At 68.1% G+C, this 11,529-nt stretch carries 10 protein-coding genes; 3 read left to right on the top strand and 7 right to left on the bottom strand.

The window, feature by feature from the left end:
* Positions 1-41: 41 nt before the first annotated feature.
* From ACFULV_RS12970 to dpgA, 5 genes are read right to left on the bottom strand one after another with little or no spacing between them, the layout of a single operon-like run.
* A complete protein-coding gene (locus tag ACFULV_RS12970) occupies positions 42-1,088 on the bottom strand; it encodes a ketoacyl-ACP synthase III family protein (RefSeq protein ID WP_378627154.1) in 1,047 nt (348 codons plus the stop codon).
* A 32-nt stretch (positions 1,089-1,120) separates the two neighbouring features.
* Entirely contained in the window at positions 1,121-1,933 is an 813-nt protein-coding gene (gene dpgD, locus ACFULV_RS12965; RefSeq protein WP_378656109.1) for an enoyl-CoA-hydratase DpgD, read from the bottom strand.
* On the bottom strand, positions 1,930-3,246 hold the full coding sequence (gene dpgC / locus ACFULV_RS12960) for a (3,5-dihydroxyphenyl)acetyl-CoA 1,2-dioxygenase DpgC (RefSeq protein WP_378656107.1): 1,317 nt from the start codon (positions 3,244-3,246) through the stop codon (positions 1,930-1,932). The genes dpgD and dpgC overlap by 4 nt, the downstream gene beginning before the upstream one ends.
* The gene (gene dpgB / locus ACFULV_RS12955; RefSeq protein ID WP_378656395.1) at positions 3,243-3,914 is read right to left on the bottom strand and encodes an enoyl-CoA-hydratase DpgB; all 672 of its coding nucleotides are present in this window, start codon (positions 3,912-3,914) and stop codon (positions 3,243-3,245) included. The genes dpgC and dpgB overlap by 4 nt, the downstream gene beginning before the upstream one ends.
* Positions 3,915-3,962: 48 nt before the next feature.
* Positions 3,963-5,108, bottom strand: a complete 1,146-nt coding sequence (gene dpgA / locus ACFULV_RS12950; RefSeq protein WP_378656104.1) for a 3,5-dihydroxyphenylacetyl-CoA synthase DpgA — start codon at positions 5,106-5,108, stop codon at positions 3,963-3,965.
* A 422-nt stretch (positions 5,109-5,530) separates the two neighbouring features.
* Between dpgA and ACFULV_RS12945 the strand changes: the two genes are divergently transcribed.
* From ACFULV_RS12945 to ACFULV_RS12935, 3 genes are read left to right on the top strand one after another with little or no spacing between them, the layout of a single operon-like run.
* A complete protein-coding gene (locus ACFULV_RS12945) occupies positions 5,531-6,622 on the top strand; it encodes a hypothetical protein (protein ID WP_378656101.1) in 1,092 nt (363 codons plus the stop codon).
* A complete protein-coding gene (locus ACFULV_RS12940; protein WP_378627148.1) occupies positions 6,619-7,788 on the top strand; it encodes a sensor histidine kinase in 1,170 nt (389 codons plus the stop codon). The genes ACFULV_RS12945 and ACFULV_RS12940 overlap by 4 nt, the downstream gene beginning before the upstream one ends.
* Positions 7,788-8,393, top strand: a complete 606-nt coding sequence (locus ACFULV_RS12935) for a response regulator (protein ID WP_378656392.1) — start codon at positions 7,788-7,790, stop codon at positions 8,391-8,393. The genes ACFULV_RS12940 and ACFULV_RS12935 overlap by 1 nt, the downstream gene beginning before the upstream one ends.
* Before the next feature lie 83 nt (positions 8,394-8,476).
* Here the strand turns inward: ACFULV_RS12935 and ACFULV_RS12930 are convergent, their stop codons facing one another.
* Both ACFULV_RS12930 and ACFULV_RS12925 read right to left on the bottom strand, forming a co-directional pair.
* The gene (locus tag ACFULV_RS12930) at positions 8,477-9,295 is read right to left on the bottom strand and encodes an alpha/beta hydrolase (RefSeq protein WP_378656098.1); all 819 of its coding nucleotides are present in this window, start codon (positions 9,293-9,295) and stop codon (positions 8,477-8,479) included.
* A 145-nt stretch (positions 9,296-9,440) separates the two neighbouring features.
* Positions 9,441-11,327, bottom strand: a complete 1,887-nt coding sequence (locus tag ACFULV_RS12925) for a thiamine pyrophosphate-binding protein (RefSeq protein ID WP_378656095.1) — start codon at positions 11,325-11,327, stop codon at positions 9,441-9,443.
* Positions 11,328-11,529: the final 202 nt, after the last annotated feature.

Genomic DNA, 11,529 nt, shown 5'->3' with positions numbered 1-11,529 from the left:
CTCGTTCCTGGATGCGACGGACGTGAGATCGGGATGAACGCTCACGCGGTCCACCCCGGATCACGCAGAACCTTGATGACCGCGGCCGACAGCAGCACCCCGGGCGCCGAGCCGAACAGCAGCATGTACTGACCGGGCCCGAGTTGACCCGTGGTGATCAGATGCTCGAACGACAGGATCTGATCGCTGGCCGAGCAGTGGCCGATATCGCGCCCGAATTCCCAGGTCGACATCTCCATGGGCAATCCGAGCGGCACCATGCACCGCTGTTCGGTGGCCTCGCGCGAACAGTTCAGGAACGCGACGCGGGCGATGTCGCCGAGCTCGATGCCCGCGTCGGCCAGCGCCTGGCCGACCACCACCGGGATCTGCTCGCGCACCCGCGCCAGTGCCGCGCCCAAGGGCGAGTCGGGCGCCGCGGCCACCTTCGCGGTGATCTCCTGCAGCCGGGCGAAGAAGTCGGGCGACTTCCCGAGCGAGACACCGGGCGGGAACATCGGTTCACTGGCCCGGTGGATTTCCTCGGCTTCGGGAATCGAGGTGTGGCACACCGACATCAGCTGGGCGAAGCCGTCGGTCTTGCTCAGCACCACCGCGGACGCGGCGTCACCGGCGACGAACAGCGCCGACATCTGCCATCGGTCCATCAGCGGGGTGCCGAAATTGTCGGCCGCCACCAGCAGCGCGGTGCGCCGGCCGGGATCGGCGCGCAGGTATTCGAATGCCATCGACAGGCCGGAGAACATGCCGTTGCAACCCTGCCGGATCTCCAACGCCGGGATCGGCCCGACGAGGTGACGTTGCAGGTAGGGATGTGGCAACCAGCCTTCGGGGCCTTGCAGCCAGGTGCTCGCGTACAGCAGCAGATCGAATTCGTCCGCGGCCAGACCGGACCGTTTCACCGCGACTTCCGCGGCGCGCAACGCCATCTCCGGCGCGGGGATCGGACCGGCCACCGCCGCGCCGCCGAGCTCGTGGATCTCCGCGGTCTCGGCGGAGTACAAGCCCTGTGCGACAGCCTGTTCGGTGGTGACGGTCGAGGGGAGGAACGAGCCGAGGGCGGCGATGTAGGTATCGGGTGTTCGCATGAAGATCCTCAAGCAATCGAGTCGGTCTGGTCCTACCGTGCGGTCCAGTGCGGTAGACGTTTCTGGGCGAAGGCCAGCGGGCCCTCGGTCGCGTCGGCCGAGTCGGCGCGGACGCGCTCCCACGGGTAGTCGGCCGCGAAGGCGGCGGGCAGTGGCAGATTCGCCGACAGCGCGGCGGCTTCCTTGATCGCGCGAATCGACAGGGGCGCGCACGCGAGCACGTCGGCGGCCCAGCGGTCGACGCACGCGTCCAGTTCCGACCCGTCGACCACCTCGTTGACCACACCCAGCTCGTAGGCCCGGGTGGCCGACATCGGGCGGCCGGTGAGCAGATGTCCCATCGCGACGCGGTAGGGCACCTGCCGGGGCAGCCGGAAGACCCCGCCCGCGCCCGGGATCAATCCCAGTTTCGCCTCGGGGAGCCCGAATCGGGAGTCGGTCGACGCGATCACGATGTCGCAGGCGAGCGCGAGCTCGAACCCACCGCCGAGCGCGTACCCGGACACCTTCGCGATGATCGGTTTCGCGAAGGAGAAGCGTTCGGTCAGCCGCGGATACCCTGGCTTTCCCGCGCTGCCGAACGACGATCGGGTGCAGGCGCCGTCGCCGATCCGCTCGGCCAGTTCCGTCAGGTCCTGCCCGACCGAAAACGCCCGCCGCCCCGCCCCGCTCAGCACGACGGCCCAGATGTCGTCGTCGGCTTCGATGTCGTCCCAGATCTCGGCCAGCTCGGCGTGCATGGCGCGATTCATCGCGTTGAGCACCCGCGGCCGGTTGAGTTCCACCGTCGCGAGATGGCCGTGCTTGCGGTACTCGACGGTGTTCGATGTCGCCACGGTGGTCATCGCGGCGCCTTGCGGTCGAACCGCTCGGTCTTGGCCATGACATCCGGGGAGTACAGCCGCAACGCCTGGTGCAGCGCGAACTCCGCCAGATAACGGCGGAACACGTCCTGCGGTTCCTCGGCGACGACCAGCATGTGCTTGTTCGCGACCACGGCGGGCGAGGCGAGTCTGGCTGCGGCCCTGTCGATTTCGAGGTCCATATCGGCCGGTTCGGCGACGGTGTCGATCAGCGACCGCGCGTCCGGTTCGGTCGCCCAGATCTTGCGGCCCCACAGGATCACCTCACGCGAGAGCCGGAAGTTCGCCGATCGTCCCAGGCGCAGGTTCGCGACGCCCGGGATGATGCCCTCCTGCGCGGCGGGCAGGCTGACGTAGCTGTCGGTCGCTGCGATGACCCGATCGAAGACCATGAGCAGCTGTGCCCCGCCTCCGATCGCGAACGAATCGACGGCCGCGACCCAGGGTTTGGTCGCCGGGACGGCGGGCCAGCTCGCCGCGTCCTCGGTGTGTCCGCGCAGGATCTTCGCGATGTAGCCGGTCTCGCGGCCCAGCAGGAAGTCGAGGAAGGAGATCTTGCCCTGGTGCAGGTGGGCGAGATTGATGCCCGCGCTGAAGACTCGGCGACCGCGATAGCGCGGATGGTCCATCACCCCGCCGCGGACCACGCCGACGCGGGTCTCGGGGTCGAGCAGTACCAGGTCGACCGCGGTTTCCATATCGGCGACGTGCTGGTTGTCCTCGGCGTTGAGGCAATCGGTGTTGGTGATCGTGATCGTCGAGGTGCTGCCGCTGCGCTCGAGGCGCGCCGCGGGCAGTGTGATCGCGCCGGTGGCGCGGAAGTCGGCGATCAGGTCGAGGGCGGCCTCGGTGGGCGCGCGCATCGCGTCGAGAAGGTGATTGCCGAGGACCGGGTCCGCGAACACGGCCTGGAAGAAGATGCCCTGATCGATCTCCCAGCCCTCTTTCGCCGGCTGCGCCACCGCGGCGTCGGCGCGCACCTGCTCGGTGGTCGGGAGCAGGCCGGGATACAGCACGGTCACGGCCGCGGCGAGCGCGCTCAGCCGAAGACCACGCCGCAGGTCGTCGGTGGCCGTCCCGTAGACCACCGCGAGGTGCCGGCGCAGGAACTGCCGACGCAGGCGGCGCAGCACGCGGTGCGCGGCCGCGGCCGCGGCGGCCGCCGTCTCGTCCCGGTCCGGAACGGGTCCGAGTGACTCCAGCAAAGCGGCGTGTTCGGTTGCCGCGGCGCGCAACTCGGCCATGTCGTAGTCGAGCTGACCCACGATCGTGCGCGGGGTGATGACGATGGTCACGATGCCGTCCGTTCACGTCGCAGCGCGCGGTCCGATGCGGCCAGATGCGCGCCGAGCGCGTCTTCGAACCGGGTGCTCGGCGCGTCGAGCAGCAACCTGCGCCGGATCGCGATCTCGATTCCCGAGACCGCGCCGAAAAGCACGGCGCCCGCGGCGATCGAGTCGGCTTCGGCGCCGGGCTCGATCACGGCGTCCACCAGGCCGCAGTCTCTGGTCCGCTCGGCCGACAGCGCCCTGCCGAGTACCGCCAATTCCCGGGCCGGACCACCACCGGCCTGACCGGCCAGCCGGTAGACCGCCATCGCGGGCCACACCCCGCCCTCGCTCGCCGCCAGCTCGAAGACCGTGCCCGCCGCCATGATCCGGTAGTCGGCCACGAGCAGCAGCTCCGCGGCGGGCCCGTACGCGTCGCCGTCGACGAGGGCGATGACCGGCGCGGGGACCTGCTCGAGACGGCGCAGCGCGCCTTCCCATTTGTTCACGTCGCCGACGCTGACCGGACCCGGCCAGGCGAATCGCGAACCCGGTGCCGCACCGCCGATGCGCAGTACCACCACGCACTCTCCCCCGGCCGCCGACGCGTCCTCGGCCCGCACCGCTGCCGCGAGCACGCTCGCGGTCAGTTCCGGTGCGAGCGCACCGTCGGCCGCCACTTCGGTGGTGATCATCTCAGTCACGAATTGCCTTTCCACAGCATGGTTTTCACCCTTCGGCGCTCAGAACCGCAGCAGCGCGGTCTCGATCTGCGATCCCGGACCCATCGTCATGAGGACGCAGTAGTCGCCGGGCGCCACGCGGCCCTCGGCCAGCAGCCGCTCGTAGGAGAACAGAAACGATCCGCTGGACAGATTCCCGAAATCGCGCATGACGCTCACGGTGTGGCGCAGGTCGTGCGTGGTCAGACCCAGGTTGATCTTCACCGCGTCGATCACCTTCTTGCCGCCGGAGTGCACGATCCACTGGGCGATGTCCTTGCGCCGGAGCCCGGCGTCGCCGAGTAGTTCGTCGACGACCCGCTCGACGTGGGCGCCGACCTCGTAGGGAACCTCTTTGTCGAGATAGAAGCTGAACTTCCCGGCATCGTCGTCCCAGTCGTAGCGCATCGCGTCCACCGCCCGCGTGATCATGTAGCTGGCGCGACCGATCAGTTGTGGTGCACGGGACTGCGTGTCCGTGTCGGTGCCTTCGTGCGATTCGCCGGTGCTGATCGCGAGGGCGGCGGCGCCGTCGCCGAACAGGCTGTTCACCACGGCGGTCCGCATCGTTCCGTCGAAAACGTAAGCCGCCGAGCAGGCTTCGGAGCAGGCCAGGACCGCCAGCCTGCCCGGGTTGGCGGCCGACCAGGAGGCCACCGCGGTCAGGCCGTTGAGCCCTGCGTTGCACCCCATCCCGACGACGTCGAGGCGCCCGGTGCTCGGCGCGAGACCGAGCTCGTTGATCAGCAGGGCGCTGAAACCCGGGGTGAGAAACCCGGTTGTCGTCACCGCGACCAGGTAATCCACGTCCTGCGGCTGTCTGCCGATCTCGGCCAGGCATCGCCGAATCGCCGCCGCCCCGGTGTCCACGCCGTACCGTCGATGCTTGCGCAGCAAGTCGCCTTGCGACTCCGACCGGAACTGTCCCGCGTCGTCGACCGGTGGCAGAGTGAGATAGCGGTGCTCGATCCCGCCGTTGAGGAAGACACCGCGAATCTTCGGGTCATCGATGGCCAGCAGATCGACCAGCTCGCGCTGGCTGTACCGCGTGGGCGGATTCGCCGATGCCACCCCGAGCAGGCGCGGTGTCGTCGATGTCGTGCCGGATTCGGTGTCGCGATCGACGCTGTGCACGCGTCGCGCGAACAGATGCTCGATGGTTGTCATGATCGAGGTCCAATCTTGTGCGATAGGCACCGCAAAGCCGCGAACAGCGGCCTACCGCAGTTGCGGTCGAGCGAGATGAAACAGTGCTTGAAGCACGCATCGACAGTGATGTGCGCGTGGTGTGGCGGCGATCGCCCGAACCTGCCCCCGCAAGGTTCCGGTCCCGGGTATCCATGCCCCCGCGACCCGGTGTTATGCCCAAACTTACTGTCGCCCAATGGATTTCACCAGGCCCCAATTTCTTGGGGGATGAACTCGTTACCAGGTGACCGCCGCCCCGATGCATGGCCGATTCCCACAATCCCGCACGGTCTCGAACCACGGCTAGAGATAGATGTGGACATTCGTCGATGACGAATGTCATCGGTGAACGTCTACATTGGTTTCTGGCGGGCGGTCGCGGCTCGCGGAACAGTCATGGGGTGGTAGCGGTCATACTGGAACGTGCGCCTTCGTCGAACGCGACCCGGCCCGATCGGACCGGCGCCGCCCTCGGCGTGCTGCGTGGGCTGTCGGCGCGGATTCCCCGCGACGCCGTGGACATCGCCGCGGCGGGCACCGTCGTGGCCGCGCTCGCGCTCGGCACCCTGACACTGATCGCGACCGTCACCACCGACGCCGGGCATCGACCCGACCTCGCCGTGACCGCCGCCCTGCTCGCGGTGTGCCTGTCGGTCTATCTCCGCCACATCGCCTTCGCTGTCCGCGACGCCGTCCCGCCGGCAGCGCCCATCACCTCGGCGCTGCTGGCCGTGCTGGTGGTCGGCGCGGCGCCGGTCCTCGGCGTCGCGTGGCTGAACACCGTGCACATCGTGGCGGTGGTCGTCGCGCTGACGCTGCGACCCGTGCTCGCCCTGCCCATCGCGGTAGTGCTGATCGCCGCCGTCGCGCCGTCGGCGGCACTGCTCGGCGCGACCGAGCAGGAGGCGATCTGGTTGCTGGTCACGACCGCGATGCGGGTGGTCGCGGTCTACACGCTGGTCTGGATGGTCGTCGCGTTGCGTCGGCTACGCAGCGCAGGTGCGGCGCTCGCCGAACAGGCCGTCGCCCGCGAACGACTGCGGATCGACCGCACGGTCACCCGAACCGTACATACCGCACTGGTGGCGATCACCGAGTCCGCCGATCGCGCGGCGAATTTCGCCGCACGGAGCGACCCGGTCTCGGCACGCGTCGAACTCGGTGAGCTCGTCGCCACCTCGCGCAGCGGCCTCGCCCAGGCGCGGCAACTGATCCGCAGTTTCCAGCAGACCGACTTTCGCCGTGAGCTCGCTTCCACTACAACGCTTCTCGCCGCAGCGGGTGTCGTTGCCCGCATCGACCTGCCCGCCGAAGGACCGCCGGCACCGTCCGAGGAACCACTGCGCGCCGAACTGCGCCACCTCCTGGCGCGGCTCCTGCGCGACGGACCGACCGAACCGGTGCTGATCACTGTCCATCAGGTGGGGGGCCGCTGGCAGCTCGACTCCGCCATCGAGCCCAGAACCGCCACCACGACAGGGGAACTCGGATGACCGAGGTGTCGCGCCCGCTCCTCGGTCCCTGGCTGGCGACCGCGCAGACCGCGCGGTTCCTCCTCGTCGGGACCACCTGCGCTACCGGCGCGCTGGCGCCCGCACGGGCGACCTTCGCCGGAACCGAGCAGGCAGGCCCGGCCTCGCTGTGGTGGATACTGGCGGTCGCCGTGGTCGCCGTCCACCTGTACCACGCCTTCGGCACGGTCGGCGCGGACCGCGAGCCAGGAAGCGCCGACGACCCTCGCCCGCGGGGCTGGCCCATGACCTTCACACTGCTGAGTGGTCTCGTGTACCTACCGATGATCTGGTCACCGACGGCGTGGGGCATCAGCCAGGTCTTCTTCGTCGCCTCGGCCGCACTGCTCTCGCGCGGCCTGCCGCGCGTATTCCTCTGCGCGGCCCCGATCGCCGTCACCGCGGTCGGCACGCTGTTCGCCGCCGACCGCGTCGCGTCACGACACCCGGTGGCGGCCGCCATCGAGGTCGTGGTCGTGTTCACCGCCATCGCCGGGTGCCTCGTCGGCGTGGCGCTGCTGGTCCGCGCCGTGGCCCAGCTCGAACGCACCCGCACCGATCTGGCCGAGCAGGCCGCGGGCCGAGAACGCCTTCGGGTCTCGCGCGACCTGCACGACCTCCTCGGGCAGAGCCTGTCGGCCGTCTCGCTCAAGGGCGATCTGGCCGCGGCGTTGCTGCCCAGCGATCCGGGCGCGGCACGATCGGAAATCGACGGCATCGCCGCACTCGCCCGCGAGACACTGCAAGCGATGCGGCGGGTCACCCTGGGCGAGCACACCATCTCCCTGCGCACGGAAGCCGCCGGGGCCACTGCCCTGCTGTCGGCCGCCGGGATCGACACCCACCATCACATCGATCTTCCGCCGATGGCGCCCGAGGTCGACGACGCGTTCGCGTGGGCCACTCGCGAAGGCATCACCAATGTGCTGCGGCACAGCGCCGCCCGCACGTGCTGGATCGAAGCCGGCCGGCGGGACGGCACGTTGTTCTTGGAGATCGTCAACGACGGGGCGCACCGCAAGCCGGGGTCCGGCAACGGCCTGTCCGGTCTGGCGGAGCGGACGGCGGCGTTGTCGGGTACCGTGTCGGCGCGACACAGCAAGGACGGCCTGTTTCACTTGCGCGTCGAAATCCCAGGGGGGACATGATGATTCGCGTGCTCGTCGCCGAGGACATGCACATGATCCGGGGCGCGCTGGTGGCGCTGCTCTCCCGCGAGGAAGACATGGACGTGGTGTCGGAACTGGACCGCGGCGACCATGTCATCGACGAGATCCTGCGCACGCGCCCGGATGTCGCGTTGCTCGACATCGACATGCCGGGCCTGGACGGACTCAGCGCCGCCAAGCTCATTCACGAACAGGTGCCCGAAACCCAGGTGCTGATTCTGACCGGGCTGAGTCAGCCGGGTTATCTGCTGCGCGCCTTGCATGCGCAGGTGCGCGGTTTCGTCGTCAAGGACGCACCAGCGCAGACGCTGGCCGACAGTATCCGCAAGGTTGTCGCCGGTGAGCGGGTGATCGACACCGACCTGGTCGCCGCGGCCCTCGAGACCGGTACCAGTCCGCTCACCACCCGTGAGGCCGATGTGATCCGGGCGGCCGAGACCGGGATCAGCACCGACGAGATCGCCACCACTCTGTTCCTGTCACCGGCGACGGTGCGCAACTACTTGTCGAACGCGATCACCAAGATCGGTGGGCGCAACCGCATCGACGCGATCCGCATCGCCCGCAATGCCGGCTGGCTGTGAGCTCGACCGGTCGCGACATCACCTGGCCGGGACGCCGGAAAACCCGACGGCACAGTGCCGTCGGGTTTCGGCGATTCGATGGTTCAGCGCGCGGCCGCGGTGATGGTCGCGACCACCTCGTCCGGATGTGACACCGGCGACGCGTGCGAGGACTTCACTTCACTGACCTGAGCTTTCGCGCGATCGGCCTGGAAGCGCTGCGCCGCGGGCGGCAGGATCTGGTCCTCGGTCGAGATCAGGTACCAGGACGGCGTCGACGCCCAGGACGGATCTCCGCTCGGCTCGGCCTGCGCGGCCGCGGAGGTAGGCCGCTGACGCGCGGCGAGCTGCGCCGCGACATCGGCGCTGACGTCCTGAGCGAAGACCTCACCGAACTGTTCGGGTTTCAGCGTGACCTCGGCCCCGGTGTCGGTGGGCTTGATCTGCAATGCCGGACCGATCTTGCTGCCCGGGTACTTCGCGGGATCCGAGAGTGCTTGTACCGGTTCACCCTTCGCCGGAGCGAAGCCCGCGATGAAGACCGCGGACTTGACGTCCGGACGGTGCATATTGCTGATCACGGCACCGCCGTAGGAATGCCCGACCAGCACGACCGGCCCGGTGACGTTCGCGATCGCCGAGGTGACGGCGGCCGCGTCCGAACTCGGTCCACGCAGCGGATTCTCCGGCTGGACCACCTGGTAGCCCTGCGCCCGCAGTTTGCCCGCGACCGTGTCCCAGCTGGAACTGTCCGAGAACGAGCCGTGCACCAGCACGATGGTCGGCTTCGCCACGGCGGCGGCGGTCGTGGTGGGTGCCGGCGCGTCGGCCGATTCGGTATCGCTGCCGCACGCGGCGGTCGCGAACACCGCGGTCGCGGCCAGCACTGTCATGACATTTCGGAGCCGGACAAGCTTGTGCATAGCGTTCCATTCTCGTAGGCGTCGGTCTCTCGACTGAGAATCGCAGCCCGCTCCGAGGGCAGGTAGATACCGATGTGGACGGCGACCGATGGCAAATGTCACGGTCGCCGTCCACCCGGCAGCACGATCAGCTAACCCCCGAGGATCACGGAGGGCCGATGTCGCGCAGCTTCTCTACGTATTCCGCGTCGGCACTCGACCTTTCCGCCAGCAGGACATCCACCGCGGGCGGCAGCGCCGGGGGCAGGGCGGGAGCGGTGCGAATATCGAGGACATAGGGCTTGCCGTCCGCGACCGCCTGGAATCCGCGTTCGATCGCGCGCTGTAGTTTGCGCCCGTCGTCGACTACCTTTCCGTCGATACCGAACGTCTTGGCGATGTCCACGAAATCCTGTTCGGGTTCGCCCAGGCTCAGGTAGGTCGCCGGGTTGGTCGGCCGCCAGCCGTAGACCCGTTCGATCAGCCCGAGCCCGATCACCAGCGACGAATACTGGGCGTCGTTGACGACGATGTACAGCACCGGCAGATCGAATTTGCTGCTGGTCCACCAGGAATTGGTGTGGAACAGCGCCGAACCGTCACCGATGACATTGACGATGTAGCGCTCCTCGCGCACGGCGAGGGAGAATCCGATCGACGCGGGCAACGAGAATCCCAGCGAACCACCCGAGGTGCAGAAGTAGGCGTCCGGCGAATCGTACTGAACCACCTTCTGCAAGCTGCTGGCGATCGAGAACGCTTCGTTGAGCACGGTGATCGGCCGATCGAGGGTCTTCTGCACTTCCGCCAGCGCGAACGCCACCTGCTGACCGGGAATCGGCACGGGGACATCGACGACAACGGCCTCGGATTCTTCCGGCACCACCGAATCGACGCTCTCGAGTTCGGCTACGGCCGCCGAATCGAGCAGCTGGAATTGTTCGGCGTCGGCCGAGAACGCGGCGTCGCGTTGCGCACCGAGCCGCAGAATGTTCGCATTGCGCGCTTGCGCCGACGCGAGGTCGAAGTGCGGGCTCGCGGCGATACCGGAAATGATCGGCGGCAGCGTCTTCTTGATGTCACCGAGGACACCGACCTCGGTGAAGTAGTTCTTGCCGATCTGCCACGAATCATTGTGCAGCGCCACCTGAACCAGGTCCGCGGGCAGGATCGGGCCCTTGTCCCAGCGGAAGATCGAGATCTGGGCGTGTGAGTTCACCCCGATCAGGAAGATGGTGTCGTAGCCACGCAACTGCATGTGGATGCCGTCCTGGATGGGCGCCAGTTCACCCTGCCAGTGCGGCAGGTCGTTCGGATAGTTCATCCGGCTCGCCTGGAACTCCGAGTACACGGCCGCGCCGAGCAGGTTCGCGAGACCTTCGATCTCCGGCCACGCGCCGGCCTCTCCGACGCCGTCACCGACCAGCAGCACCGGGTTGTTCGCGTTGGCGAGGGTCTCGACGGCCGCCGCGATCCCGGCCTCGTCGCCCGTCACCGCGTGCGCGATCCGGGTGGAGCGGGCCGGTTCCTGCAAGGTCGGCTGCTCGATCAGGAAATCCCACGGCACCGAGAGGAACACGGGCCGGAACGGCGGCGTGAACAATTCTTTGAACGCACGCTGCATGACAAGCGGAATCTCGTCCGCGCTGCGGATCTCGTGCGCCCATTTCGTGTACTGGCCCGCGGTCCGGACCAGATCCGATCCCAGCAGCGGCTCCTGGATCAGCAGATCACTGTGCTGCTGGCCGCACAGGACGAGTACCGGAATATTCGAGGTGTACGCGTCGAAAAGGTTTCCGACGATATTGGCGGCGCCGGGGGTGATGTGGACCAGTGCGACGCCGGGCCTGCCCGACGCGCGGGCATACCCCATCGCGGCGCCCAGCGCGATGTTCTCGTGCAGGGTCGGGATGTACTCGACACCGTTCTCCGGAATGGTGGTGGCGTCGATCAGCGGGATTTCCTGGGTGCCGGGAACACCGAAGATGTACTCGATGCCGGCATCGCGAATGTAGTCGAAGATGACATCGCGCCCTAGTTTGGGTGAACTCATTGCAGTCCTGTCATACGGTCGAGATCGGGAGATGTTCTCGGCGCCGGTCGCAGCCTGGCGATGCCCATCCGGCCCTGTTCGGGCAGCAAAAAAGCCCTGACCTGAAGGCCGGGCTGACGGGGTCATCGAGAGTGCGCTGCGAGGGGCCGAGAAGCGGGGGTCACCGGCGTAAGCGCCGTAGAAAGCCCAACCTGGCCGGAAC

Origin of the sequence: Nocardia sp. NPDC057272, from assembly GCF_042668615.1 — a bacterium.
Taxonomy (GTDB): Bacteria; Actinomycetota; Actinomycetes; order Mycobacteriales; family Mycobacteriaceae; genus Nocardia.
This window is presented reverse-complemented; position numbering and strand designations above follow the sequence as displayed.

What these genes read in the sequence shown, in the direction of transcription:
- ACFULV_RS12970 (WP_378627154.1), bottom strand. Translation starts at nt 1,088, where the DNA reads ATGCGAACACCCGATACCTACATCGCCGCCCTCGGCTCGTTCCTCCCC.
- dpgD (WP_378656109.1), bottom strand. Translation starts at nt 1,933, where the DNA reads ATGACCACCGTGGCGACATCGAACACCGTCGAGTACCGCAAGCACGGC.
- dpgB (WP_378656395.1), bottom strand. Translation starts at nt 3,914, where the DNA reads ATGATCACCACCGAAGTGGCGGCCGACGGTGCGCTCGCACCGGAACTG.
- dpgA (WP_378656104.1), bottom strand. Translation starts at nt 5,108, where the DNA reads ATGACAACCATCGAGCATCTGTTCGCGCGACGCGTGCACAGCGTCGAT.
- ACFULV_RS12940 (WP_378627148.1), top strand. Translation starts at nt 6,619, where the DNA reads ATGACCGAGGTGTCGCGCCCGCTCCTCGGTCCCTGGCTGGCGACCGCG.
- ACFULV_RS12935 (WP_378656392.1), top strand. Translation starts at nt 7,788, where the DNA reads ATGATTCGCGTGCTCGTCGCCGAGGACATGCACATGATCCGGGGCGCG.
- ACFULV_RS12930 (WP_378656098.1), bottom strand. Translation starts at nt 9,295, where the DNA reads ATGCACAAGCTTGTCCGGCTCCGAAATGTCATGACAGTGCTGGCCGCG.
- ACFULV_RS12925 (WP_378656095.1), bottom strand. Translation starts at nt 11,327, where the DNA reads ATGAGTTCACCCAAACTAGGGCGCGATGTCATCTTCGACTACATTCGC.